Origin of the sequence: Limimaricola hongkongensis DSM 17492, assembly GCF_000600975.2 — a bacterium.
GTDB classification, from domain to species: Bacteria; Pseudomonadota; Alphaproteobacteria; order Rhodobacterales; family Rhodobacteraceae; genus Limimaricola; species Limimaricola hongkongensis.
Genome location: NZ_KK088653.1, coordinates 83592 through 105802, shown reverse-complemented (window position 1 = coordinate 105802; position 22211 = coordinate 83592). Strand labels below are relative to the sequence as shown.

At 68.2% G+C, this 22211-nt stretch carries 27 protein-coding genes; 13 read left to right on the top strand and 14 right to left on the bottom strand.

Annotated elements, in window-relative coordinates:
• Window positions 1–38 precede the first annotated feature (38 nt).
• Window positions 39–857: a trypsin-like serine peptidase gene (locus LOKHON_RS11040; protein WP_017929203.1), complete on the top strand. Its 819-nt coding sequence runs from the start codon at window positions 39–41 to the stop codon at window positions 855–857.
• A 169-nt stretch (window positions 858–1026) separates the two neighbouring features.
• Window positions 1027–1497 carry an Hsp20 family protein gene (locus tag LOKHON_RS11035; protein WP_017929202.1) on the top strand — a complete coding sequence of 157 codons (471 nt, stop codon included), beginning with the start codon at window positions 1027–1029 and terminating at the stop codon, window positions 1495–1497.
• A 117-nt stretch (window positions 1498–1614) separates the two neighbouring features.
• Here the strand turns inward: LOKHON_RS11035 and LOKHON_RS11030 are convergent, their stop codons facing one another.
• The 4 genes from LOKHON_RS11030 to LOKHON_RS11015 form a co-directional block, all read right to left on the bottom strand.
• Window positions 1615–2043 carry a RidA family protein gene (locus LOKHON_RS11030; RefSeq protein ID WP_017929201.1) on the bottom strand — a complete coding sequence of 143 codons (429 nt, stop codon included), beginning with the start codon at window positions 2041–2043 and terminating at the stop codon, window positions 1615–1617.
• Between the two features lie 113 nt (window positions 2044–2156).
• Window positions 2157–2648: a pyridoxamine 5'-phosphate oxidase family protein gene (locus LOKHON_RS11025; RefSeq protein WP_026147558.1), complete on the bottom strand. Its 492-nt coding sequence runs from the start codon at window positions 2646–2648 to the stop codon at window positions 2157–2159.
• Between the two features lie 83 nt (window positions 2649–2731).
• Window positions 2732–5527 carry a DNA polymerase I gene (gene polA / locus LOKHON_RS11020; RefSeq protein ID WP_017929199.1) on the bottom strand — a complete coding sequence of 932 codons (2796 nt, stop codon included), beginning with the start codon at window positions 5525–5527 and terminating at the stop codon, window positions 2732–2734.
• 102 nt (window positions 5528–5629) lie between these two features.
• Window positions 5630–5857 carry a zinc-finger domain-containing protein gene (locus LOKHON_RS11015; protein ID WP_017929198.1) on the bottom strand — a complete coding sequence of 76 codons (228 nt, stop codon included), beginning with the start codon at window positions 5855–5857 and terminating at the stop codon, window positions 5630–5632.
• A gap of 107 nt (window positions 5858–5964) precedes the next feature.
• On the opposite strand from LOKHON_RS11015, the gene LOKHON_RS11010 reads away from it, so the two are divergent.
• Window positions 5965–6915: an ABC transporter ATP-binding protein gene (locus LOKHON_RS11010; protein ID WP_017929197.1), complete on the top strand. Its 951-nt coding sequence runs from the start codon at window positions 5965–5967 to the stop codon at window positions 6913–6915.
• 38 nt (window positions 6916–6953) lie between these two features.
• Here LOKHON_RS11010 and LOKHON_RS11005 read toward each other — a convergent pair whose 3' ends face one another.
• The gene (locus LOKHON_RS11005; RefSeq protein ID WP_017929196.1) at window positions 6954–7319 is read right to left on the bottom strand and encodes an HIT domain-containing protein; all 366 of its coding nucleotides are present in this window, start codon (window positions 7317–7319) and stop codon (window positions 6954–6956) included.
• 10 nt (window positions 7320–7329) lie between these two features.
• Window positions 7330–8901, bottom strand: coding sequence for a DUF5928 domain-containing protein (locus LOKHON_RS11000; RefSeq protein WP_017929195.1), 1572 nt, complete (start codon window positions 8899–8901; stop codon window positions 7330–7332).
• Window positions 8902–9049: 148 nt separating this feature from the next.
• Between LOKHON_RS11000 and LOKHON_RS10995 the strand changes: the two genes are divergently transcribed.
• Window positions 9050–9868, top strand: coding sequence for a sulfotransferase family protein (locus tag LOKHON_RS10995; RefSeq protein WP_017929194.1), 819 nt, complete (start codon window positions 9050–9052; stop codon window positions 9866–9868).
• 45 nt (window positions 9869–9913) lie between these two features.
• Entirely contained in the window at window positions 9914–10636 is a 723-nt protein-coding gene (locus tag LOKHON_RS10990; protein ID WP_017929193.1) for a phosphatase PAP2 family protein, read from the top strand.
• Here the strand turns inward: LOKHON_RS10990 and LOKHON_RS10985 are convergent.
• Both LOKHON_RS10985 and nth read right to left on the bottom strand, forming a co-directional pair.
• On the bottom strand, window positions 10633–11616 hold the full coding sequence (locus tag LOKHON_RS10985) for an adenosine kinase (protein ID WP_017929192.1): 984 nt from the start codon (window positions 11614–11616) through the stop codon (window positions 10633–10635). The genes LOKHON_RS10990 and LOKHON_RS10985 overlap by 4 nt on opposite strands.
• The gene (gene nth / locus LOKHON_RS10980) at window positions 11613–12257 is read right to left on the bottom strand and encodes an endonuclease III (protein ID WP_026147556.1); all 645 of its coding nucleotides are present in this window, start codon (window positions 12255–12257) and stop codon (window positions 11613–11615) included. Before nth ends, LOKHON_RS10985 begins: the two co-directional genes overlap by 4 nt.
• Before the next feature lie 223 nt (window positions 12258–12480).
• On the opposite strand from nth, the gene LOKHON_RS10975 reads away from it, so the two are divergent.
• The 4 genes from LOKHON_RS10975 to LOKHON_RS10960 all read left to right on the top strand — a co-directional run bounded on the left by LOKHON_RS10975 (window position 12481) and on the right by LOKHON_RS10960 (window position 15338).
• Window positions 12481–13311, top strand: coding sequence for a methylated-DNA--[protein]-cysteine S-methyltransferase (locus LOKHON_RS10975; RefSeq protein WP_017929190.1), 831 nt, complete (start codon window positions 12481–12483; stop codon window positions 13309–13311).
• Between the two features lie 152 nt (window positions 13312–13463).
• Complete coding sequence (locus tag LOKHON_RS10970) at window positions 13464–14123, top strand: YiaD family glycine zipper/OmpA-like lipoprotein (protein WP_017929189.1); 660 nt, start codon at window positions 13464–13466, stop codon at window positions 14121–14123.
• A gap of 112 nt (window positions 14124–14235) precedes the next feature.
• Entirely contained in the window at window positions 14236–15009 is a 774-nt protein-coding gene (locus LOKHON_RS10965) for a FadR/GntR family transcriptional regulator (RefSeq protein WP_017929188.1), read from the top strand.
• Window positions 15010–15062: 53 nt separating this feature from the next.
• Window positions 15063–15338 carry a hypothetical protein gene (locus LOKHON_RS10960; RefSeq protein WP_017929187.1) on the top strand — a complete coding sequence of 92 codons (276 nt, stop codon included), beginning with the start codon at window positions 15063–15065 and terminating at the stop codon, window positions 15336–15338.
• Between the two features lie 81 nt (window positions 15339–15419).
• Here LOKHON_RS10960 and LOKHON_RS10955 read toward each other — a convergent pair whose 3' ends face one another.
• The 5 genes from LOKHON_RS10955 to LOKHON_RS16350 all read right to left on the bottom strand — a co-directional run bounded on the left by LOKHON_RS10955 (window position 15420) and on the right by LOKHON_RS16350 (window position 18033).
• Window positions 15420–15980 (bottom strand): F0F1 ATP synthase subunit B, encoded by a 561-nt coding sequence (locus tag LOKHON_RS10955; protein ID WP_017929186.1) that lies wholly within the window; start codon window positions 15978–15980, stop codon window positions 15420–15422.
• Entirely contained in the window at window positions 15977–16531 is a 555-nt protein-coding gene (locus tag LOKHON_RS10950) for a F0F1 ATP synthase subunit B' (RefSeq protein WP_017929185.1), read from the bottom strand. Before LOKHON_RS10950 ends, LOKHON_RS10955 begins: the two co-directional genes overlap by 4 nt.
• An 81-nt stretch (window positions 16532–16612) precedes the next feature.
• Window positions 16613–16849, bottom strand: coding sequence for a F0F1 ATP synthase subunit C (locus tag LOKHON_RS10945; protein ID WP_017929184.1), 237 nt, complete (start codon window positions 16847–16849; stop codon window positions 16613–16615).
• A 73-nt stretch (window positions 16850–16922) separates the two neighbouring features.
• Window positions 16923–17690, bottom strand: coding sequence for a F0F1 ATP synthase subunit A (locus LOKHON_RS10940; protein WP_017929183.1), 768 nt, complete (start codon window positions 17688–17690; stop codon window positions 16923–16925).
• A gap of 4 nt (window positions 17691–17694) precedes the next feature.
• A complete protein-coding gene (locus LOKHON_RS16350; RefSeq protein ID WP_017929182.1) occupies window positions 17695–18033 on the bottom strand; it encodes an AtpZ/AtpI family protein in 339 nt (112 codons plus the stop codon).
• 220 nt (window positions 18034–18253) lie between these two features.
• Here LOKHON_RS16350 and LOKHON_RS10930 point away from each other — a divergent pair, with 220 nt between their 5' ends.
• Window positions 18254–18619, top strand: coding sequence for an ArsR/SmtB family transcription factor (locus LOKHON_RS10930; RefSeq protein WP_017929181.1), 366 nt, complete (start codon window positions 18254–18256; stop codon window positions 18617–18619).
• Window positions 18620–18762: 143 nt separating this feature from the next.
• On the opposite strand, the gene LOKHON_RS10925 is transcribed toward LOKHON_RS10930, so the two are convergent.
• Window positions 18763–19638 carry a LysR family transcriptional regulator gene (locus tag LOKHON_RS10925; RefSeq protein ID WP_017929180.1) on the bottom strand — a complete coding sequence of 292 codons (876 nt, stop codon included), beginning with the start codon at window positions 19636–19638 and terminating at the stop codon, window positions 18763–18765.
• A gap of 237 nt (window positions 19639–19875) precedes the next feature.
• On the opposite strand from LOKHON_RS10925, the gene ffh reads away from it, so the two are divergent.
• The 3 genes from ffh to LOKHON_RS10910 are packed head-to-tail and all read left to right on the top strand — an operon-like array spanning window position 19876 to window position 22183.
• The gene (ffh, locus tag LOKHON_RS10920) at window positions 19876–21375 is read left to right on the top strand and encodes a signal recognition particle protein (RefSeq protein WP_017929179.1); all 1500 of its coding nucleotides are present in this window, start codon (window positions 19876–19878) and stop codon (window positions 21373–21375) included.
• A complete protein-coding gene (locus LOKHON_RS10915; protein ID WP_017929178.1) occupies window positions 21372–21890 on the top strand; it encodes a GNAT family N-acetyltransferase in 519 nt (172 codons plus the stop codon). Before ffh ends, LOKHON_RS10915 begins: the two co-directional genes overlap by 4 nt.
• Window positions 21887–22183 (top strand): chorismate mutase, encoded by a 297-nt coding sequence (locus LOKHON_RS10910; RefSeq protein ID WP_017929177.1) that lies wholly within the window; start codon window positions 21887–21889, stop codon window positions 22181–22183. The genes LOKHON_RS10915 and LOKHON_RS10910 overlap by 4 nt, the downstream gene beginning before the upstream one ends.
• The last annotated feature ends 28 nt before the right edge of the window (window positions 22184–22211 follow it).

Sequence of the window (22211 nt, the reverse complement as noted above, 5' to 3'; positions counted from 1 at the left end):
GTCGTGCGATCCCCGCCCGGCTCATGGGTGGAGGACGGATGCAGCAGGCGCTCGCGGTGGCCTTGCTCGTGCTTGTGGCGCTGTCGCTGCCGGTGCGCGCCGATCGGCACGATCTCGTCGAGATGGTGACCGGGGAGGATGCGCGTGGCTGGGAGGCGGTGGGTCGGCTCGATCTTGGCGGGCGCGGCTTTTGCACCGGCGCGCTGATCGCCCCCGACCTCGTCCTGACCGCCGCGCATTGCCTCTATGACCGCGACAGCGGCACGCGGATCGACCCCACCGACATCGAGTTCAAGGCCGGGATGCGCGGTGGCCGTGCGCTGGCCTATCGCAACGTGCGGCGCGCCGTGGCCCCCGACGCCTATACATTCACCGGCGCGGGCTCCGGTGCCGCGAGCCCCGACGACGTGGCTCTTCTGGAGCTGGCCCAGCCGATCCGCTCGGCCCGGATCATGCCCTTCGAGACGCTCGACAGCATCGCCACGGGGGCGCAGGTCGGGGTCGTTTCCTACGCGCATGACCGGGCCGAGGCACCGTCGCTGCAGGAAACCTGCGACGTGCTGGGCGAGGAGAACGGCCTTCTCGTCATGGGCTGCGACGTCGATTACGGCTCGTCGGGATCGCCGGTGTTCAGCTTTGAGGACGGCGTGGCGCGGATCGTGTCGGTGATCTCGGCCAAGGCCGAGATGGAGGGGCGCAGCGTCGCCATCGGCGTCGCGCTCGCCGGCCCCCTGCCCGACCTGCGCGCCCGCATGGCACAGGGCACGGGCGCCTTCGGGGGGCTGTCCTCGGGGCAGGTCCGGGTCATCGGCGCGGGCCAGAGAACCGAGACCGGCGCACGTTTCGTCCGCCCCTGAGCGGGGGTGCGACCCCGGCGCGACATCCCGTCGCCGGGGATCTTGAAACCCCGAAAACCCCGCCCCACATCCTCTCTTGCGGAGCGCCAGACCGGGCTCCGGTTCCCCCGGCCTGTCCCCTTCGGGAAGGCCATCACGACGTTATCGCTTTGCGACAAGGATGACTGACATGCGTACATTCGATCTTGCGCCGCTCTACCGTGCCACCGTGGGCTTCGATCAGGTCGCCGACCTGATGGACCGCGTGCTCGCCACCGAGACCGGGCACAACAACTACCCGCCCTACAACATCGAGAAGACCGACGAGAGCGCCTGGCGCATCTCGATCGCCGTCGCCGGGTTCGGGCCCGACGATTTGTCGGTCGAGCTTCGTGAAAACGCGCTGCTCGTGACCGCGCGCAAGGCCGACGAGGACAGCGCGGGCCGCACTTTCCTGCATCGCGGCATCGCGACGCGCGCCTTCGAGCGCCGCTTCCACCTCGCCGACCATGTGAAGGTGACGGGCGCGAGCCATCTCGACGGCATGCTGCATATCGACCTGGTGCGCGAGGTGCCCGAGGCGCTCAAGCCGCGCCGCATCGAGATTTCGCGCCAGACGCCGCAGGACGCCAACCTGATCGAGGAAAAATCGGTCAACTGAGCCGGGAATACGGCCGGGGAACTCCAGCCGGCCGTGCGTGATGCGGCCGGCCGGTGAGGCGCCGGCCGCGACCGCATCGCGCGAAAGGCGCGGGTCCGAAAGGGCCCGCGCCTTTTGTCATGCGCGGGCGTGGCGATCCGCGATGATCGCGTCGACCTCGATCTCGACCAGCCATTCGGGGTTCACGAAGCGCGCCACCTGCATGATGGTGTCGACCGGGCGCGCGTCCCGGCAGAATTCCTGCCGCGCCGCGACCGCCGCGCGCCAGTCGTCGATATCGGTCAGAAGCAGCCGCGTGCGCACGATGTCGTCGAGCCCGGCGCCGGCCTGAAACAGCGCGTCGCGCACGATTTCGAAACAGCGCCGCGTCTGCGCGCCGACATCGCCTACGCCGACGGTGCGCCCTTGGGCATCCACCGGGGCGGTCCCGCCCACGGCGACGAATCGACCGACCCGCACCGCGCGGCTGAAGCCCACCACCGCCTCCATCGGATTGCCGTTGGAAACCAGTTGCCTGTCATATATCGCGCGCCGAACCTGCGTCATGATCCACCCCTCCTCGCGGGCCCTCCCCACAAAAAAGGGTAACACGAAAAGTGGGCGCGCAGGAGAACGGGCGGCCCGAAAGCCGCCCGTCGTCACGCTCCGGGCCGTGCGGCTCAGAAACTCAGCGAATAATTGTCACCCAGATCCGGCTTCTGCTCGGAAAGGTTGCCCTTGGCGGTCTCGTAGAGGAACCGCGCCGCCGATGTCGTCGAGGTCCAGACCTCGGCCGAGCGCAGCGTGAGGCACAGAAGGCGCACATCCGGGTCGCGGCGGCCATCCTCGAACCAGCTCGCGGCCACCTTGGACCACAGCTCGTCGAGCTTCTTGTCGTCATGGCTCAGCGTCAGCGTGCCATGGGCATGGGTGTAGATGCCATGCTCGTCGCTGGTGACGGCAAAGACCGCGTCCTGCGCGCCGGTCTCGGCCCGCTCCGCAAGCTCGGTGCCGTCATGGCCGATGAACCACAGGCAGCCCTTTTCGGGGTCGGTGTAATGCGCCATCGGGATCAGCCGGTCGGTGCCCTTGAGCCCGATCAGCCCGGCATGCAACCCGTCGAGCCGCTTCCAGAACATCTCCACGCGTTTCTCTTGGCTGTGATCGCTCATGTCTCGTCCCAATCTCTAGACGGGCGGCCACGATGCCGCCGCCCGCTTCGAAACGGCAACGATGCGAAGCGGGCGCGGTTCCGTCAGTGGGCCTCGGCCCAGGTCCGGCCCTGCCCGCCTTCGGCGGCAAGATGCACGTCGAGATGCACCGCCGGATGCGCCGCGCTCTCCATCACCTCGCGCGCGATGGCGATCAGCTTTTCGGCCTCGGCCTCGTCCACCTCGAACAGCAATTCGTCATGCACCTGCAACAGCATCCGCGCCGAGGGCACGCTCGCGATGGCATCGTCCATGCGGATCATCGCGCGGCGGATGATGTCGGCGGCGCTGCCCTGGATCGGGGCGTTGATCGCGGCGCGCTTGGCGAAGCCCGCGCCGGGACCCTTGGCGTTGATCTCGGGCGTGTTGATGCGCCGTCCGAACAGGGTCTGGACGAAGCCGTTCTCCTTGGCGAAGGCGGTGGTCGCGTCCATGTAGTCGCGGATGCCGGGGAAGCGTTCGAAATAGCGGTCGATGAAGCCCTGCGCCTCGCCGCGCGGAATCCGCAGGTTGCGCGCGAGACCGAAGCCCGAAATGCCGTAGATCACGCCGAAATTGATCGCCTTGGCCTGCCGCCGGATCTCTGGCGTCATCTCGTCGAGCGGCACATTGAACATCTCCGACGCGGTGGCGGCGTGGATGTCCTGGCCGTCGCGGAACGCCTGCTTCAGCGCCTCGATATCGGCCATGTGGGCGAGGATGCGCAGTTCGATCTGGGAGTAGTCGAGCGAGACCAGCACCCGGCCCTTCGGCGCGACGAAGGCCTCGCGGATGCGGCGGCCTTCCTCGGTGCGGATCGGGATGTTCTGCAGGTTCGGATCGGTCGAGGCGAGCCGCCCGGTGCTGGCGCCCGCGATCGAATACGAGGTGTGCACCCGGCCCGTTTCGGGATGGATGTGCTCCTGCAGGCTGTCGGTATAGGTCGATTTCAGCTTCGAGATCTGCCGCCAGTCGAGCACGAGCCGCGGCAGTTCGTGCTCGGTGGCGAGGTCTTCGAGAATATCGGCGCCGGTGGCATAGGCGCCGGTCTTGCCCTTCTTGCCGCCGGGCAGCGACAGGTCGTCGAACAGGATCTCGCCGAGCTGCTTGGGTGATCCGACGTTGAAGGGCCGCCCGGCCTTGGCGTGGATCTCCGCCTCCAGCCCGGCCATCTTCTGCGCGAAGGCGTTGGACATGCGGCTGAGCACCTCGCGGTCGACCTCGACCCCGGCCCGCTCCATCCGCGCCAGCACCGGCACCAGCGGCCGCTCCAGCGTCTCGTAAACGGTGGTCACGCGGGCTTTGTGCAGTTCGGGCTTGAAGCGCTTCCACAGGCGCAGCGTGATGTCGGCGTCTTCGGCGGCGTATTTCACTGCCGCGTCGATCTCCACCTTGTCGAAGGTCACGGCGGATTTGCCGGTGCCGATCACCTGCTTGATCGGGATCGGCGCGTGGCCGAGATAGCGCTCGCTGAGCGTGTCCATGCCGTGCCCGTGCAGCCCCGCATGCATCGCGTAGCTGAGCAGCATCGTGTCGTCGAACGGCGCCACGTCGATCCCGAGACCGGCGAAGATCTTGAGATCGTATTTCATGTTCTGACCGATCTTGAGGATCGCGGCGTCCTCAAGCACCGGTTTCAGCATCTCAAGCGCCCGATCCATCGGCATCTGCCCGTCGCGCAGCGCGTCCGAGCCGAACAGCCCCTCCTCGCCCGAGCGGTGCGCGAGCGGGATGTAGCAGGCATGGCCGGGCGCGAGCGCCAGCGAGATCCCCACGAGATCGGCGCGCATCTCGTCGAGGCTGGTGGTCTCGGTGTCGACCGCGACATGGCCCTGCTCGCGGATCGCGTCGATCCAGACCTGCAGCTCCTCGGCGCTCGTCACCTTCTGGTAGGTAGCGTGATCGAAGGGCGCCTCGGGCTCGGGCTCGGCGGCCTCGGTCGCCGCCACCTCGGGCACGGCGGGCGCTTCCTGCCCGAGCTTTTCGGCCACGCGGCGGGTGATGGTGCGAAATTCCATCTCGGCAAGAAAGCCCAAGAGCTTTTCCGGCTCGGGCTCGCGGATCTCCAGATCATCGAGCGTGAAATCGAGCGCCATGTCGCAGTCGAGCGCGACGAGCTGCTTGGACAGGCGGATCTGCTTTTCATGGTCGATCAGGGTCTGGCGGCGCTTGGGCTGCTTGATTTCGCCCGCGCGCTCCAGAAGCGTCTCCAGATCGCCGAACTCGTTGATCAGAAGGGCCGCCGTCTTGATGCCGATGCCGGGCGCGCCGGGCACGTTGTCGACCGAATCCCCGGCCAGCGCCTGCACGTCGACCACGCGGTCGGGATAGACGCCGAACTTCTCGAACACGCCGTCGCGGTCGATGCGGCGGTTCTTCATCGGGTCGAGCATCTCGACCCCGTCGCCGACGAGCTGCATCAGGTCCTTGTCGGAACTGATGATCGTCACCCGCCCGCCCGCGTCGCGCGCCTGGCACGACAGGGCCGCGATGATGTCGTCGGCCTCGAAACCCTCTTTCTCCTTGCAGGCGATGTTGAACGCCTCGGTGGCGGCGCGGGTCAGCGGGATCTGCGGGCGCAGATCCTCGGGCATGGCGTCGCGGTTGGCCTTGTAGAGATCGTAGAGATCGTTGCGGAAGGTGTGGCTGCCCTTGTCGAAGATCACCGCGACATGGGTGGCGGCGTCCGAGCCCGAATTGTTCTCGATGTAGCGCTGCAGCATGTTGACGAAGCCCGACACCGCGCCGACCGGCAGGCCGTCGGATTTGCGCGTCAGCGGCGGCAGCGCGTGATAGGCACGGAAGATGAAGGCCGAGCCGTCGATCAGGTGCAAATGGCACCCCTTGCCGAATTGCGTCATGCCGCCCTCTTTCGCGATATCATGTCGGATTGTACCGAATTCCTCCGGGAATTCGGGTGACTTCCTTGCAAGGAAATCTCGGCCAGAACGGCGAGCGCCGCCCTACTGGCCCGAGCGGTCCTGCTCGCGGGTGATCTCGTCGAGCCCCTCGGCGCCGGCCTCGGCGAAGTCACGGTGGATGTAGCGCGCATCGCAGTAGGAGCAGTCGACGAAGCCCGTGTCATGCGGGATCATCAGCCAGACGCGCGGATGGCCGAGCCCCGCGCTGCCGCCGTCGCAGGCGATGCGCCATGTGTCGACGATCTTGGTCTCGGGCGCGGGAAGTGTCATGAGGGGCCTTGCCTTGATAACGGGAACGGCCGGGCATGGACCCGGCCCTGATCGCGCTACATTCTAGCCGCCCCGCCCGCAGGGACAAGACGCGAAAGGACGCATGGATGACCGACGCCGCCATCGAGATCACGGGCCTGAAGAAGACCTACGCGCCCAGCGCCAAATCCGCCGCCAAGACCGCGCTCGACGGGGTCGACCTGTCGATCCCGGCGGGATCGATCTTCGGCCTGCTCGGTCCCAACGGCGCGGGCAAGTCGACCATGATCAACATCATGGCCGGTCTTGTGCTGAAATCCGCGGGCCATGTGAAGATCTGGGGCTTCGACCAGGACGTGAACCCGCGCCAGTCCCGCGCCGCGATCGGGGTGATGCCGCAGGAGCTGGTGCTCGACCCGTTCTTCACCCCGCGCGGGGCGCTCGACGTGCAGGCCGGTCTCTGGGGCGTGCCGAAATCGCAGCGCCGGACCATGGAGCTGCTCGATCTCGTGGGACTCGCCGACAAGGCCGACGCCTATGCGCGGTCGCTTTCGGGGGGCATGCGCCGCCGGCTGCTGCTCGCCAAGGCGCTGGTGCATGCCCCCCGCGTGCTGGTGCTCGACGAGCCGACGGCGGGCGTCGACATCGAGCTGCGCAACATGCTGTGGCGCAATGTGCGCCGGCTCAACGAGCAGGGCACGACGATCATCCTGACGACGCATTACCTCGAAGAGGCGCAGGAGATGTGCGACGAGATCGCGATCATCGATCAGGGCCGCGTCATCACCCGCGACACCACCCAAAACCTCGTCGGGCGGGTCAGCGGCAAGACGCTGGTGGTGACCCCCGACGGCCCCGCCGCCCTGCCCGAGCTGCCCGAGGGCGTCAGCGTCACGGAGCGGCCGGGCGGCGCGCTGGCCTTTACCTATGACGCTTCCAAGATGGGGGCGGGCACCGTGCTCGACGCGATCCGCGCGGGCGGCATGAAGCTCATGGACGTGAAGACCGAGGAAGCCGATCTGGAGGACGTGTTCCTGCAGCTCACCTCCAAGGCCGGAACGCCGGTCTCCGCCGCCTGAGGCTTTGGGGCCCGGCGCCTGCGGCCCCCGGCCCGCGTTCAGCCGCGCTCCAGCATCCGACCGAGCGGGCGGCCTGCGAGGATGTGCAGGTGGAAATGCGGCACCTCCTGCACGCCGTCGCGCCGGGCATTGGTGATCGCGCGAAAGCCGTCCTCCACCCCGACCGTCTCGCAGATTTTGGCCATCGCGCGGTTGAAGTCGAGGATCTCGGCATCGCTCGCGTCGCGCGCGAAATGGTCATAGCTGACATAAGCCCCCTTGGGGATCAGCAGCACATGCACCGGCGCCTGCGCCGAGATGTCCTCGAAGGCGAGGCTGTGCTCGGTCTCCAGCACCGTCTTGTTGGGAATCTCGCCGCGCAGGATCTTGGCGAAGATGTTCTCGGGGTCGTACTCGAAGCGCATCGCTTCCTCCTCAGTCATCGAACAGGTGCGGCGTTTCGGCGATGCCCCGCGCCGCGTCGGCGGAACAGTCGAGAAACGCCTGCAGCGCCCTTGCGTTGTCCCCCGCCGGCGCGCCGTCGACAAGCCGGTAATGCGCCGCGATCCCCGCTTGCGCCAGCGTGTGGCTCTCCTCGTCGAACTGCCGCCGCAGCGCCGGCAGCCACAGCTCCCGCGCGGGCGCATCCGCCCCGGCAAGCCCGGTGCGGATGGCGTGCAGGTGCAGGTAGGCGTCGTCGATCGGCGTGACGATCTCCAGCACCCGCACCGCCGCACGGTCCTTCAGCACTTCGCCGACGAGATCGAGCCGCGCGGGATCGATGCAGATCGCCAGACGATCCGTGCCGAACAGATCGTACAGCACGCGCAGCACCGCGCGCGGATGGCGAGACCGCTTGGCCTGCCCGCGTTCGAACCCGCCCATCGGCGGCAGGGCGGCCTCTTCCTCGTCGAACAGGTAATCGACCACCGCGCGACCGGTGTGATGCTTGATCGATCCGGCCAGCCGCTTGGCGACGTGGCGCTTATGCGCGACGATCAGCATCAGGTCGCGCCCCGCCCCGATCGTGCCGCCGCTGTCCCAGGCCCGCTGCGCGAACCGCCGCCCGACCCGGCCCCGCCCGGTCAGGTACCGGTGCAGCCGCCTGCCATCGCCGCCTTGCGGAAAATCGCGCCGGCCCGAGGCCCACAGATCGCGCAGCCGCGCCCGAAGCCGCCCGGCCCCAAGCCCGACCTTGCGCGCGAACAGCGCATCCTGCGCAAGCAGCATGTCGTGATGGTCGTCATGGAGGGTCGCGGGCATGCCGTAATCGCTGAAGGCCAGAAAGGTGGGGCTGCGCGAGCGGATCTCATCGCGCGGCACGAGGTGGCGCACCAGCGTCTGGAACAGCGTCTCATCGGGTATCCAGCTCCAGCGGAAAAGGCGCCGCACATCCGGGCGCGCGTCGAGAAAATCGAGCACCGCAATGATCGTGGCGCGCCTGAGACACCACCATTGCGCGCCGATCATCGGCCGGATGTCGGGCGGCAGGCGCCTTTTTGGCCCGAACCGGCGCTGCAGGTCGAGACTGGCATAGAACAGCCGCTTGCGGGCGCGCTCGTTGAACGGGTGCCAGCGGGTCAGCCGCTCCTCGCGGATCCCGGTCCGGATCCAGCCGCCGTCGAAGAAATCGACGCTCTCGATCCAGTCGGCCTCTTCGGCGGCGAGCACCGCATGCGCATGCGCCGCCGATTTGATCGCCACGCAATCGCCCGACAAAAGGTAGAAATGGCTGGCCTCGGGAAACCGCTCCAACGCCAGCCGCAGCGCCGAGATCGTCGCCGCCACGAGGCTCCAGCCGCCCCAGTCGCAGCGGTGCCGCCGTTCGACCAGCGCCACGCCGGGATGCCCTTTGAGCCCCGCGCGCAGCCGGTCCCACGCGGCGCGCGGCGCGCGCGCGTCCAGATGCACCGCCACCGCGTCGCCCGACGCCGCCAGCCCGCGCGCCTGCGCGATCACCGCCTCGGGGTCCTTGTGGCACAGCAGGATGAAGGCGATGCGCGTCATGTCCGTTTCCCATGCGCCACGCGCGAAGACGGCAATGGCGGTTTGCGCCTTGATAGCCCGCCGAGCCGTCGCATAAACAGGTCGCCGGGCATTTCGGCGCCCCTTGTGGCCCGTGCGCGGCAGGGGCGAGCACAAAGGAACAGCAGGCATGGGGTTTCCGGGAACCTGGATGACCGAGAGCGAAAGCATGGTCTATCGCGTGGTGCCCAAATGCGCCTGCTCGACCATCGGCCAGATCATGTACCGCTCGGATCATGGCCGGTTCTTCGACGGCGACATCCACGACGCGCAGCAGGGCCTGCACAAATGGGGGCTCGAGCACAGCCGCGCCCCGATCGAGGCCAACGTCACCGCGCGCCGATCCCTCGTCTTCACCTGCGTGCGCAATCCTTACGGGCGCATCCTGTCATCCTTCTTCGACAAGATCTGCGGCATTCAGCGCAATGGCCGCCGCTACCGCGGCAACCTCGTCCCGAAGCTGATGGAGGAATACGGGGTCGAGGTCGGCGACCCCGAGACCGGCTTCGAATTCGACCAGATCCGCAGCTTCCGGCGGTTCTTGCTGTTCGCCCGCGACACGATCCGCTTTCACAAGCCGATGGACCCCGACATCCACTGGTCGGCCATGTCGGGCCATGTCTCGACGCTGATCCGGGGCGGCGGGCGCTACGACATGATCCTGCACACCGAGGATTTCGAGACGGGCATGGCCGCGGTGCTGGCGCGCGCGCCGCTGCGCCATCCGGTCGATCCCGGTGCGATGCCGCGCTACAACGAAAGCGAGGGGCACGGGCCAAGGCGCGCCCACCCGGTCGAGGATTTCTTCGACGATCTGTCGATGCATCTCGTGCGCGAGATCTATGGCCGCGATTTCGAGCTGTTCGGCTATGATATCGACGACCCGTCAAGGCGCGGCCCGGTGCGCGGCATCGATCTCGACGCCGTGCACGCAAGGCTCGCCGCATGACCGGGCGCAGGAACCGCCCCCGCACCGCCGTGTTGAAGGACCAGCATGCCTGATTCCGCCAACGACATTCCCGCCCGCCTGCGCCGCCGCCCCGAGCTGTGGATGGTGCTGCTGTTTCTCGTCTCGCTCGCCGGGCTCGGCTTCTTTTTGCTGGCGGGCGAGGTGGTCGAAGGCGACACCAAGGCCTTCGACGAGACGATCCTTCTGGCGCTGCGCACCCCCGGCGACTTGAGCGATCCGATCGGCTCGCACTGGGTCGAGGAAATGGCGCGCGACATGACCGCGCTGGGCGGCGTGGCGTGGCTGTCGCTGCTGACGGCGGGGGTGGCGGGCTATCTGGCGCTGTCGCGGCACACGCGCACCATGTGGTTCCTGCTGATCGCGATCGGCAGCGGCACGTTGATGAGCCGCGCCGCCAAGATGCTGTTCGAGCGCGCCCGCCCCGATCTCGTGCCGCATGGCTCCTATGTCTACACGGCGAGCTTCCCTTCGGGGCACACCATGCTTTCGGCGGTCACCTACCTGACGCTGGCGGTGATGCTGTCGCGGCTGGAGCCGCGCCGCACCATCAAGGCCTATATCATGACCTGCGCGATCATTCTCACCGGCTTGGTCGGCGCGAGCCGGGTCTATCTCGGCGTGCACTGGCCCACCGACGTGATCGCCGGCTGGACCGCCGGGGCGGGCTGGGCGGTGCTGTGCCTGCTCGTGGCGCAGTGGCTGCAGCGCAGGGGCCAGATCGAGCCCGCCGAGGACGCGAAGGATTAAAGCAGCCCGGCCTGCGCGAACAGCGCCTTGAGGTCCGCCTCGGGCCGCGCCCCGAAATGCGAGATCACCTCGGCGGCGGCGACGCAGCCCATGCGCCCCGCCGTTTCGAGATCGCGATCCGTGGCGATCCCGTAGAGGAACCCGGCGGCAAACAGATCGCCCGCCCCCGTGGCATCGACCGGCGTCACCTTCCTCACCGGCACCACCACACGCTCCTCGCCCCGGATCAGCACCACGTCGGCGCCCGAGCGGGTGCAGACCACGAGGCGGCACTCGGCGGCCGCACGGGTCAGCGCCTCGTCGAGACGGCACTGATACAGGCTTTCCCATTCGTGCTCGTTGCCGATGACGAAATCGAGCTCGCGCACGAGGCGCTGGAAATCGGCGCGGTGCCGATCGGCGCAGAACGGGTCCGACAGCGCGATCCCGGCGATGCCGCCGCCCTTGTGGGTCAGTTCGGTCGCGCGCTCGAAGGCCTGCTTGCCCTTGGGCTTGTCGTAAAGATAGCCCTCCAGGTAAAGCAGCCCCGCCTGCCCCGCCACGGCGTCCGAGACGTCGTCTGGGCCAAGCTCGGCGGAAATGCCCAAATAGGTGTTCATCGACCGCTCGCCATCCGGGCTCACGAAGATCATCGAGCGCGAGGTCGGCAGCTCGCCCGCCGTCACCGGCGCATTGGCAAAACGGGTGCCGCCGGCCTCCATGGTTTCGGCGTAGAAGTGGCCCAGCGCGTCGTCGCGCACCCGCCCGATGAAGGCCGTCTCCAGCCCGAGCGCGCCGAGCCCCGCCAGCGTGTTGGCGACCGAGCCGCCGGGCGCCTGCCGCCGCCGCTCCATGGCGGCATAAAGCATCTCGCCGCGCTCGCGCTCGACCAGCTGCATGATGCCCTTCTCGATCCCCATCAGGTCGAGAAAGCTGTCATCGGCTTCGGCGAACACGTCGACGATGGCATTGCCGATGCCGAGGATGCGGGGGCGGCTCATGCGGTCTTCTCCTCGTAGAGACAGTATTCGCGGATCGGGCAGGCCAAGCATTTGGGTTTGCGCGCCACGCAGATGTAGCGCCCGTGCAGGATCAGCCAGTGATGCGCATGGCCCTGCCAGCGCGCGGGCACGTGGTCCTCGATGCCGCGCTCCACCGCGTCGACGTCGCGGCCCGGCGCGATGCCGGTGCGGTTGCAGACGCGGAAGATATGCGTGTCGACCGCCTGCGCGGGGTGTTTCCACCACATGTTCAGCACGACATTCGCGGTCTTGCGGCCCACGCCGGGCAGCGAGACGAGGGCGGCGCGCGAGGAGGGCACCTCGCCGCCGAAGCGCTCGACGAGGATCTCGCTCATGCGGATCACGTTTCGGGCCTTGTTGCGGTAAAGCCCGATGGTCTTGATGTGCTCGATCAGCCCTTCCTCGCCCAAGCCAAGCATCTTTTCGGGCGTGTCGGCGATCTCGAACAGCCGCTTGGTCGCCTTGTTGACACCGACATCGGTGGCCTGCGCCGAGAGCGCCACGGCGACCAGCAGCGTATAGGCGTTGACGTGATCGAGCTCGCCCTTGGGTTCGGGCTCGGCCTCGTGCAGCCGGGCAAAGATCGCGTCGATGGCGTGGTAGTCGAGCTGTCGGGTCATCATGCCTCTATGCCCGGCGAGGCCGGGCCTCACAAGACCGGCGGCGCGCGGGGGGCCGGGCCGGTCGCCATGCGTATTTGCGGAATGGTGAACGGCAAGGCGCGCCCTGCCCTTTCACCATTCTTCAAATACGCAGATCCCGCCGCCGCCACGGGCGCCAAGGCTTGGCGGGATGCGCAGCTTCCGGGTCGCAAGGGCGCGCACGGCGGCCTATTCTCGGGCCATGGATCAGAGCCACGCATATCATTACGGCGTCATGCGCCGCGCCATCGAGGCGATCGACACCGCGCCCGCGCCGCTCGCGCTCGAGGAACTGGCCGCGCGGATGGAGATGTCGCCCGCGCATTTCCAGCGCGTCTTTTCCGCCTGGGTCGGGGTCTCGCCCAAGCGCTACCAGCAATATCTCGCGCTCGGCCATGCCAAGGCGCTCTTGCGCGCGCGGCACACCACGCTGGAGACGGCGCAGCAGGTCGGGCTGTCGGGCTCGGGGCGGCTGCACGATTTGTTCCTGCGCTGGGAGGCGATGAGCCCCGGCGATTACGGCGCGGGCGGCGCCGGGCTGGAGATCCGGCACGGGCGCTTCGACAGCCCCTTTGGCCCCGCCATCGCCATGGGCACCGCGCGCGGGCTCTGCGGGCTGGGCTTCGCCGCCGAAACCGGCGTGGCGGCAACCTTCGACGACCTGCGCGCGCGCTGGCCCGAAGCCCGTTTCACCGAAGACCCCGACGTCATCGCGCCATGGGTCGAGGCGGCGTTTTCGGGGCGCGGCGAGGCACGGCTCCAGCTCATCGGCGCGCCCTTCGCGATCAAGGTCTGGCAGGCGCTGCTGGAGGTGCCGTCGGGCCACGTCACCACCTATTCCGACATCGCCGCGCGGATCGGCGCGCCGCGCGCGGTGCGCGCCGCGGCCACCGCGGTGGGCCGCAACCCGGTCTCGTGGCTGATCCCCTGCCACCGGGCGCTGCGCAAGTCGGGCGCCCTGGGCGGCTATCACTGGGGCCTGCCGGTCAAGCGGGCGATGCTCGCCTGGGAGGCGGCGCGCGGCGAGGCATGATGCATGAAAGCCACAGCCCGCCTGGTTCCCCGTGACCCCGGAACCCGCCTATCAAGGCTACGTTATTGCATAGCAGCCGCACGCGGCCTCTATCTCATCGGGACAGGCGCGGGCAGAACGTCCCGCGCGACTCGCAGAAAATGGAAAGACCCATGATCACCAAGCTCCCCCTTGCGCTCGTCACCGTGTCGGCCCTCGCCGTGGCCGCCTGCCAGCCCGTGACCCCCAACAACCCCGACCCGAACGCCAACACCCGCCGCGGCGCGATCGTGGGAGCCGGTCTCGGGGCGGCCGTGGGCGCGCTGACCGGTGACGACAGCGAAGACCGCCTGCGCCGCGCCGCCGTCGGCGCCGCGCTCGGCGGGGCCGCGGGCGCCGGCACCGGCGTTCTGCTCGACCGCCAGGAAGCGGAACTGCGTCAGCAGCTTGGCTCGAATGTCGGCATCGTCAACAATGGCGAGCAGCTGGTCGTGACCCTGCCGCAGGACATCCTGTTCGCGACCGACAGCGCCCAGTTGACCGGTTCGCTGCAAAGCGACCTGCGCGCCATCGCGGGCTCGATCAACAACTACCCCAACACCACCGTCAACGTGGTCGGCCACGCCGACAACACCGGCGCCGCCGCCTATAACCAGCAGCTCTCCGAGCGCCGCGCCCAGGCCGTTGCCTCGGTGCTGACCTCGGCCGGCGTCGCGCCGAGCCGCGTCCGCGCCATCGGCCGCGGCGAGGACCAGCCGATCGCCTCGAACCTGAGCGACGAGGGCCGCCGCCAGAACCGCCGCGTCGAGATCATCATCACGCCGAACGGCTGATCCGGCCCCGATCCGAACGACACGAGGCCGCCCTTCGGGGCGGCCTTTTCTCATTGCGTGTTGAGCCATGCGGCCTGTGGTCATATCTATTGACCAGTCATGGAGGCCAAGCATGCCATTCAAGCCCATTCAGCCCGAAAAGCTGTCCCACGGTGTCGTCCGGCAGGTGGAGGAGCTGGTGCTGCGCGGCATCCTGCGCCCCGGCGACCGGCTGCCGCCCGAGCGCGAGCTGGCCGAGCGGCTTGGCGTGTCGCGCCCGAGCCTGCGCGAGGCACTGGCCGAGCTTCAGACCCGCGGGCTGGTGGAAACCCGCGCCGGGGCGGGCGTCTTCGTCTCCGAGGTGATCGGCTCGGCCTTTTCGCCCGCGCTCATCCGGCTGTTCGCCTGCCATGACGAGGCGGTCTCGGACATGGTGGCGTTCCGGCGCGACATCGAGGGGCTGGCCGCCGAGCGCGCCGCGAGGCTCGGCTCCGATAGCGATCTCGCGGTCATCGACACGATCTTCCACAAGATGGAGACGGCGCAGTCGCGCGCCAGCGCCGATGCCGAGGCCGAGGCGCGGCTCGACGCCGAATTCCATCTCTCGATCGTCGAGGCCGGGCACAACGTGGTCATGCTGCACATGATGCGCTCGATCTACGACCTGCTGCGCGAGGGCGTGTTCTACAACCGGCAGGTCATGTTCCGGCAGCGCACCACGCGGTCGTCGCTGCTCGACCAGCACCGGGCGATCAACGAGGCGCTGCAGGCCCGCGACCCCGAGGCCGCCCGCGCCGCCGTTTCCGCCCATCTCGATTACGTGCAGGCGGCGCTGTCGGACCAGCGGCTGGCCGACCGCCACGAGGAGATCGCAAAGCGGCGGCTCAGCCGCGAGACCGGGCGCTGACGCGCGACGACCGCGCAGATCCGTGCTAGCATGGCGCCACAGGAGGATGCGTCATGAGACACCTGTTTCCCGCTGTCGCGGCCCTGGCCGCGCTGCTGTCGGCCCCCGCTGCGATCGCCGGTCCCGGCTGTGGCGGTCGGGGCCACGATGTGACCGCGAATGCCGCGCCCGGCCCGGGCGCAAAGGCCGGTCAGCCGCCGGCCGAGATGGCGGCGGCGGCCCCGGAAGACACCGCCCGGAGCCCGGCGGCATGGGCCGATGTGCTGGCCTTTCTCGATGCCACGGCGCCGCGGGCGCAGCTGACCGAACCGGGCAGCCTGTCCCGCTGACCGGGCGAATGACCGGCCCGCCGCACGAAAAAGGCCCGGACGCGGCAGCGTCCGGGCCTTTCGTGTCGCGCCGGGATCCGGTCAGTGCAGCTTGGCGCTCACCGTCTGGATCGAGTCGTCGATCATCTTGTTGGCGCGCTGGGCCGTCATCTTTTCGGTGATGACCTCGCGCGCGGCGGCGACGGCCACGCTCACGGCTTGGTCGCGGACTTCCCTGACGGCCTTGTCCTGCGCCGACTGGATCTGCTCCTCGGCGGCGGTCAGGCGGCGCTGGATCGACTTCTCGATGTCGACCTTCGCCTGCTCGGCGGACCGGTTGGCCTCGTCGCGGGCGTTCGACACGATGCGGTCGGCCTGCGTCTGCACGTCCTTCTGCTTGCGCTCGTAGGAGGCCAGCAGCGACTGCGCTTCCTCGCGCAGCCCGCGGGCGTCGTCGAGCTCGGCCCGGATGCCGTCGGCCCGCTTGTCGAGCATCTTGCCCACCTCGCGCGGAACGCGGAAGTAGAGCAGCACGCCGACGAACAGCAGGAATGCCAGCAGCACGATGAAGTCGGTGTTGCCGAGCGAGAAGAACGGCCCCGACGCGGCCATCGCCGGAGCGGCGGCCAGGCTCAGGGCCAGTGTCGCGAGAACGAGTTTCATGCGCGCTCTCCCAGCTTGGCGTCGACGGCGGCGTCGACGGTCTTGGCATCGGCCTCGGCGCCGAAGGCCGCCACGATGTCGCGCGCGACGTCGCGGGCGACCTCGCTCACGTTGCGGGCGGCGCTGTCGCGGATCTCGTCGATCGCCTTCTGGCTCTCGGCGGTCTTCGCGGCGATCTGCGCGTCGGCCTTTTCCATCTCGGCATCGAGATCGGCCTGGATCTGCGCCTTGGTCTCGGCGACGATCCGGTTCGCTTCCGCGCGCGCGTCGGCGAGAGCCTTGTCATAGGCCGCCTCGGCTTCGCGGGCGCGATGCCGCAGCTCCTCGGCGGCGGCGATGTCGTTGGTGATCGTGCCCGCACGCTCGGCCAGCACCGCGCCGATGCGCGGCAGGGCAAAGCGGGACAGGACGAAATAGATCACGCCGAGCGTGACCAGGAGCCAGAAGATCTGGTTCGGGAAGCTGGAGACGTCGAGCTGGGGCATGCCCGGCCCAGCGGCTTCGGCTCCGTGGACCGCCAGTTCGTCGGCGGCAATGGTTTCGGTCGCCACGGCGTCCTCCGTCGAGCCCTAAGGAAATGGCGGCGCAGGGGGTTGCGCCCTACGCCGCCGGTCAGGAGATCGAGGTCTGGATCAGACCGCGAACATCAGCAGCAGCGCGACGAGGAACGAGAAGATCCCGAGCGCTTCGGCGAAGGCCAGGCCGATGAACAGCGTGGCGGTCTGCGAAGCGGCAGCCGAGGGGTTGCGCAGCGCGCCGGAGAGGTAGTTCGCCGCGACCGAGCCCACACCGATGGCCGCGAGGCCCGAGCCGATGGCCGCGAGGCCGGCGCCGATGAACTGACCGAATTGTGCGATATCGCCTTCCATGGGGGTATCTCCTGATTTGGAATTGCGTGTTTGGTGAAGGGTGAACCGACCGCGAGGATCGCGCCCCCGCCCCTTAGTGGGACGGGTGCAGCGCGTCCTTGAGGTAGATGCAGGTGAGGATGGTGAACACGTAGGCCTGGATGCCGGCCACGAGCACTTCGAGCCCGTAGATCGCGGTGATCGCCACGACCGAGAGCGGCGACAGCGCGGCGATGGCGGCAAAGCCCGCGAACACCTTGATCATCGCGTGACCGGCCACGAGGTTGCCGGCAAGACGGATGGAATGGCTGACGGGGCGCACGAAATACGAGATCACCTCGATGATCGCGATGACGGGGCGCAGGAACAGCGGCGCTTCCTTCATCCAGAACAGGCCGAGAAAGGCCATGCCGTTCTTGACGAAGCCGAGCACGGTGACGCCGATGAACACGCCCAGCGCCAGCACGGCGGTGACCGCGATGTGCGAGGTCGGCGTGAAGGCCAGCGGCAGCAGGCCGAGATAGTTCGAGAACAGGATGAACAGGAACAGCGTCATGATCCAGGGGAAGTACTTCAGGCCTTCCTTGCCGGTGACGTCCTCGACCATCTTGTAGACGAAGCCGTAAACCAGCTCGGCGGCCGACTGGACGCGGCTGGGGATCACGGCGCGGCCACGGGTGCCGACGACCAGAAGCAGCACCACGCAAAGCGCCGCGAGCGCCATCCAGAAAGTGGCGTTGGAGATGGTGTACCAGGACACCGGGTCGCCGATCTCACCGAACAGCGGCTTGATCTCGAACTGGTCGAACGGGTGGAACACCAGCCCGCTCTCGCCCTCGGCCGCAACCGTCTCTGTCGCCATTCTCTCAGCCCTCGTCGTCGCCGGCCTGATCGGCCTGCTGTTTTACCTGCAGCTCCTTGGCCGTGCGCAGCATCGTCTTCACGCCCGCCGCGAGGCCCAGAAATATGAACGGGATCAGGAAGATCGGCATGGTCCCGAACAGGGTGTCCAAACCGTACCCGATCCCGAAGCCGATCCCGAGACCGGCCACAAGCTCGATCACCATCCGCCACGCGACCTGCGCCTGGCTGTAATGGCTTTCCTGATGGGCGGCCTCCTCTGGCTTGTCCCTGTGCCTGGCGAGACGCTCTTCGAGCGCGCGCAGCCGCGCGGCATGATCGTCTTCGTCGTGGCTGTCGGACACTCCGGGTCGGCCCCCTCATCGGTCGAGAAGGGTGCTATAGCGTGGGGCCGGATTGGTCAAGCGCGCGAAATTCCGGGCGGAATGTCGGCTTTTACCCTGTTATCATTGGATGTTTTTTGAAATCCCGGTGGAGAGCACCCGGCGCGGGGCGCAGGCCGGGGCGCCGGGGACATTCAACCGCATGGTTGACGTTCCGCCCATGCCGGGATCAGGTCGCGGCATGGCCGTTTCTCTCGATCTGGTGTTTTCCGCCCTTGCCGACCCGACCCGGCGCGCGATTCTCGCGCTGCTGCTCGAGGATGACATGGCTGTGACGGATGTGGCCGAGCCGTTCGAGATGTCGCTCGCGGCGATCTCCAAGCATCTGGGCGTGCTGGCCGAGGCCGGGCTGATCACCCGCGACCGGCGCGGGCGGGTGACATGGTGCCAGCTCGATCCCGAAGGGCTGCGCGAGGCTTCGGTCTGGATGCAGGGCTTCGGACAGATGGAGAGCATCGATCTCGATGCCTTCGAGCGCTTTCTGGCGCGCGAACTGGAGGCCCCCGCCACCGGCACCGACGCATCGGAGCCGGCGGCGGAGGGCTGAAATCAGACCAGGCCGATCAGCGACAGGACCGCGATGACGACGACGACAAGGCCGATGATGTAGATGATGTTGCGCATGACTGCCCTTCCGGATGCGTTGAACTTGCCGGGCCAACGCCGCCGCTCACGAATTCGTTCCCGCGCCTAGCTCCAGCTTTTCGCGCGCTCCTTCAGCGCCTTGAGAAAGGCCTGCACCTTGGGCGTGCGGTGCAGGTCGACATGCGTCACCACCCAGACCGGCACCTCCCATTCGGGCAGCGGGCCGTGGATGATGGTCAGGTCGTCGCGCGCCTGCGCCTCGTGCAGCGGCACGAATCCCAGGCCCGCCCCCGACAGCACCGCGTCGCGCTGGTTGCGTTCGCCGTAAGCGCGGAAGGCGATCCGGTCGAGCGGCACGGTCTCGCGCAGCCAGCGATAGAAAGGCGCTCGGCTTTCCATGTCGTCCGAGCTGACGAAGCGGTGCTTGGCGAAATCCTCGACCCCTTCGGGCAGGCCATGGCGCGCGATGTAGCCGCGGGTGCCGACCAGCACGAATTGCAGCTGCATCAGCGGCTGCACCACGTTGTCGGGCTGGTCCGGCGCGGCGCCGGCGCGGATCGCCACATGCGCCTCGCCATATTCGAGCCGGAACAGCCGCGTGCCGGTGAGCAGGCGGACCATGACGGCGGGATGCTCGGTCTGGAAATCGATCAGCAGCGGCGTCACCAGGTCGGCCAGCGTGTCGAGCGTGGTCACCGCCAGCTCTCCCTCCACCCCGTCGCCCTGCCCGCGCAGCCGGCTGACGAGCTGGGCGAACTGGTCGTCGGTGGTCTGCGCCACCTGCAACAGGTCGCGCCCGGCCTCGGTCGCGGTGTAGCCGCGCGGGTGGCGCTGGAACAGCTTTACCCCGAGCCGCGCCTCGAGCGCGTCGACATGGCGGATCACCGTCGCATGGTGCACCCCCAGCACATCGGCCGCCCCCGACACCGTGCCCATGCGGGCGACGTGAAAGGCGGTGCGGATTTCATCCCAGTTGTCCATGCGGCTCTCCTTCGGGCATTGCCTTTCATCTAGCCTGCTTGGGCAGCACGACCAAGCCACCCTTGCGGGGGCCTTGACCGGCAGGCCGCGCTGGCGTAATTGCGATCCCCAAACCCGGGAGCCTTGGCTTTCCGGTCCCCGGCCCTTGCGGGGATCGCCGTCCGTCAGCGCGTTGCGCCCACGGGCGCCGTTCCGAATTGTGTGCCGGTCCAGACGCAACGGTCGGAAAGGACCGCCATGTTCGAATCGCTCTCAGACCGCCTCTCCGGCGTCTTCGACAGGCTCACCAAGCAAGGCGCCCTCTCTGACGAGGACGTCAAGACGGCGCTGCGCGAGGTGCGCGTGGCGCTCCTGGAGGCCGACGTCTCGCTCCCCGTCGCGCGCGACTTCGTCAAGGCGGTGCAGGAAAAGGCGACCGGCCAGTCGGTCACCAAGTCGATCACCCCCGGCCAGCAGGTCGTGAAGATCGTGCATGACGAGCTGGTTTCGGTGCTCACCGGCGACAGCGATCCCGGCAAGCTCAAGATCGACAGCCCGCCCGCGCCGATCCTGATGGTCGGCCTTCAGGGCTCGGGCAAGACCACCACCACCGCCAAGCTCGCCAAGCGGCTCACCGAGCGCGACGGCAAGCGGGTGCTGATGGCCTCGCTCGACGTCAACCGCCCCGCCGCGATGGAGCAGCTGGAGATCCTCGGCCGGCAGATCGGCGTTGACACGCTGCCGATCGTCAAGGGCGAGGACCCCGTCGCCATCGCCAAGCGCGCCAAGACGCAGGCCTCGCTTGGTGGCTACGACGTCTACATGCTGGATACCGCCGGCCGGCTGCACATCGATCAGGAGCTGATCGCGCAGGCGGCCGCCGTGCGCGATGCCGTCACCCCGCGCGAGACGCTTCTGGTGGTCGACGGCCTGACCGGTCAGGACGCGGTCAATGTCGCGACCGAGTTCGACAACAAGATCGGCGTCTCCGGTGTCGTCCTGACCCGGATGGACGGCGACGGGCGCGGCGGTGCCGCGCTGTCGATGCGCAAGGTCACCGGCAAGCCGATCCGCTTCGTCGGCTTGGGCGAAAAGATGGACGCCATCGAGACCTTCGAGGCCGAGCGCATCGCGGGCCGGATCCTCGGGATGGGCGACATCGTCGCGCTGGTCGAGAAGGCGCAGCAGACCATCGAGGCCGAGCAGGCCGAAAAGATGATGAAGCGGTTCCAGAAGGGCCGTTTCAACATGAACGATCTCAAGATGCAGCTCGAGCAGATGCTCAAGATGGGCGGCATGGAGAGCCTGATGGGCATGCTGCCCGGCATGGGCAAGATGGCCAAGCAGGCCAGCTCGGCGGGTTTCGACGATCGCATGCTCAAGCGGCAGATCGCGCTGATCAACTCCATGACCAAGCGCGAGCGCGCCAACCCCGACCTGCTGCAGGCCAGCCGCAAGAAGCGGATCGCCAAGGGCGCGGGTCTCGAGGTGTCGGAGCTCAACAAGCTTTTGAAGCAGCAAAAGCAGATGGCCGACGTCATGAAGAAGATGGGCAAGGGCGGCATGCTCAAGCAGGCCATGAAGGGCATGATGGGCAAGGGCGGAGAGATGCCCGACGCCAATGACCCGGCGGCGATGGAAAAGGCCGCCAAGATGCTCGGCAAGCAGCTTCCGGGCGGCATGGGCAAGATGCCGGGAATGGGTGGCATGGGCGGCGGCCTGCCGCCGGGCCTGTCGGGCTTCGGGAAGAAGAAATGATCCCGAGCCTCGCCACAGACCGGCTGCACCTCGTGCCGCCCTCGCTCGCCCATCTTCCGGCGGAGCGCGCGTTCTTCGCCTCCGAACGGTCGAGCTTTGTCGGCGGCCCGGCGCCGCGGCACAAGGCGTGGCGCGTCATCGCGCTGCATCTGGGCCACTGGCAGATCCTCGGCTACGGCATGTGGGCCGCCATCGAGCGCGACACCGGCGCGCCGGTCGGCATGGTCGGCCTCTGGGGGCCCGAGCCCTGGCCGATGCCCGAGCTGGCCTATCATCTCTACGAGGGGACCGAGGGCCGCGGCTACGCCACCGAGGCCGGGCGCGCCGTGCTCGACTTCGCGCGTGACCGTCTGGGCATGACCGAGCTGGCCTCGATGATCGACCCCGCCAACGCCGCGAGCCAGTCGGTCGCGCGCCGTCTGGGCGCCGAGAACACCGGCACCGAGTTTCGCGCCGACCCCGACGGCCCCGCCGTCGAGATTTGGCGCCACGACCTGACCGGAGGCCGCGCATGACCGACGCCGCCAACCGCGCCGCCCAGCTTCTCAAGGAGCACCGCGAGAGCATCGACCGGCTCGACGCGATCCTCGTCTACACGCTGGGCGAGCGCTTCAAGCACACCCAGGCCGTGGGCCGGCTCAAGGCCTCCCACGACCTGCCCCCCGCCGACCCGATCCGCGAAGAAGCGCAGATCGCCCGGCTTACCGATCTTGCGAACGAGGCCGATCTCGACCCCGAATTCGCCAAGAAATTCCTGGCCTTCATCATCCAGGAAGTCATCAAGCACCACGAGAAACATCAATCCTGAGACGCCCCCGTCTCACACGCCATTCAAA

What these genes read in the sequence shown, in the direction of transcription:
- LOKHON_RS11040 (WP_017929203.1), top strand. Translation starts at nt 39, where the DNA reads ATGCAGCAGGCGCTCGCGGTGGCCTTGCTCGTGCTTGTGGCGCTGTCG.
- LOKHON_RS11035 (WP_017929202.1), top strand. Translation starts at nt 1,027, where the DNA reads ATGCGTACATTCGATCTTGCGCCGCTCTACCGTGCCACCGTGGGCTTC.
- LOKHON_RS11030 (WP_017929201.1), bottom strand. Translation starts at nt 2,043, where the DNA reads ATGACGCAGGTTCGGCGCGCGATATATGACAGGCAACTGGTTTCCAAC.
- LOKHON_RS11025 (WP_026147558.1), bottom strand. Translation starts at nt 2,648, where the DNA reads ATGAGCGATCACAGCCAAGAGAAACGCGTGGAGATGTTCTGGAAGCGG.
- polA (WP_017929199.1), bottom strand. Translation starts at nt 5,527, where the DNA reads ATGACGCAATTCGGCAAGGGGTGCCATTTGCACCTGATCGACGGCTCG.
- LOKHON_RS11015 (WP_017929198.1), bottom strand. Translation starts at nt 5,857, where the DNA reads ATGACACTTCCCGCGCCCGAGACCAAGATCGTCGACACATGGCGCATC.
- LOKHON_RS11010 (WP_017929197.1), top strand. Translation starts at nt 5,965, where the DNA reads ATGACCGACGCCGCCATCGAGATCACGGGCCTGAAGAAGACCTACGCG.
- LOKHON_RS11005 (WP_017929196.1), bottom strand. Translation starts at nt 7,319, where the DNA reads ATGCGCTTCGAGTACGACCCCGAGAACATCTTCGCCAAGATCCTGCGC.
- LOKHON_RS11000 (WP_017929195.1), bottom strand. Translation starts at nt 8,901, where the DNA reads ATGACGCGCATCGCCTTCATCCTGCTGTGCCACAAGGACCCCGAGGCG.
- LOKHON_RS10995 (WP_017929194.1), top strand. Translation starts at nt 9,050, where the DNA reads ATGGGGTTTCCGGGAACCTGGATGACCGAGAGCGAAAGCATGGTCTAT.
- LOKHON_RS10990 (WP_017929193.1), top strand. Translation starts at nt 9,914, where the DNA reads ATGCCTGATTCCGCCAACGACATTCCCGCCCGCCTGCGCCGCCGCCCC.
- LOKHON_RS10985 (WP_017929192.1), bottom strand. Translation starts at nt 11,616, where the DNA reads ATGAGCCGCCCCCGCATCCTCGGCATCGGCAATGCCATCGTCGACGTG.
- nth (WP_026147556.1), bottom strand. Translation starts at nt 12,257, where the DNA reads ATGACCCGACAGCTCGACTACCACGCCATCGACGCGATCTTTGCCCGG.
- LOKHON_RS10975 (WP_017929190.1), top strand. Translation starts at nt 12,481, where the DNA reads ATGGATCAGAGCCACGCATATCATTACGGCGTCATGCGCCGCGCCATC.
- LOKHON_RS10970 (WP_017929189.1), top strand. Translation starts at nt 13,464, where the DNA reads ATGATCACCAAGCTCCCCCTTGCGCTCGTCACCGTGTCGGCCCTCGCC.
- LOKHON_RS10965 (WP_017929188.1), top strand. Translation starts at nt 14,236, where the DNA reads ATGCCATTCAAGCCCATTCAGCCCGAAAAGCTGTCCCACGGTGTCGTC.
- LOKHON_RS10960 (WP_017929187.1), top strand. Translation starts at nt 15,063, where the DNA reads ATGAGACACCTGTTTCCCGCTGTCGCGGCCCTGGCCGCGCTGCTGTCG.
- LOKHON_RS10955 (WP_017929186.1), bottom strand. Translation starts at nt 15,980, where the DNA reads ATGAAACTCGTTCTCGCGACACTGGCCCTGAGCCTGGCCGCCGCTCCG.
- LOKHON_RS10945 (WP_017929184.1), bottom strand. Translation starts at nt 16,849, where the DNA reads ATGGAAGGCGATATCGCACAATTCGGTCAGTTCATCGGCGCCGGCCTC.
- LOKHON_RS10940 (WP_017929183.1), bottom strand. Translation starts at nt 17,690, where the DNA reads ATGGCGACAGAGACGGTTGCGGCCGAGGGCGAGAGCGGGCTGGTGTTC.
- LOKHON_RS10930 (WP_017929181.1), top strand. Translation starts at nt 18,254, where the DNA reads ATGGCCGTTTCTCTCGATCTGGTGTTTTCCGCCCTTGCCGACCCGACC.
- LOKHON_RS10925 (WP_017929180.1), bottom strand. Translation starts at nt 19,638, where the DNA reads ATGGACAACTGGGATGAAATCCGCACCGCCTTTCACGTCGCCCGCATG.
- ffh (WP_017929179.1), top strand. Translation starts at nt 19,876, where the DNA reads ATGTTCGAATCGCTCTCAGACCGCCTCTCCGGCGTCTTCGACAGGCTC.
- LOKHON_RS10915 (WP_017929178.1), top strand. Translation starts at nt 21,372, where the DNA reads ATGATCCCGAGCCTCGCCACAGACCGGCTGCACCTCGTGCCGCCCTCG.
- LOKHON_RS10910 (WP_017929177.1), top strand. Translation starts at nt 21,887, where the DNA reads ATGACCGACGCCGCCAACCGCGCCGCCCAGCTTCTCAAGGAGCACCGC.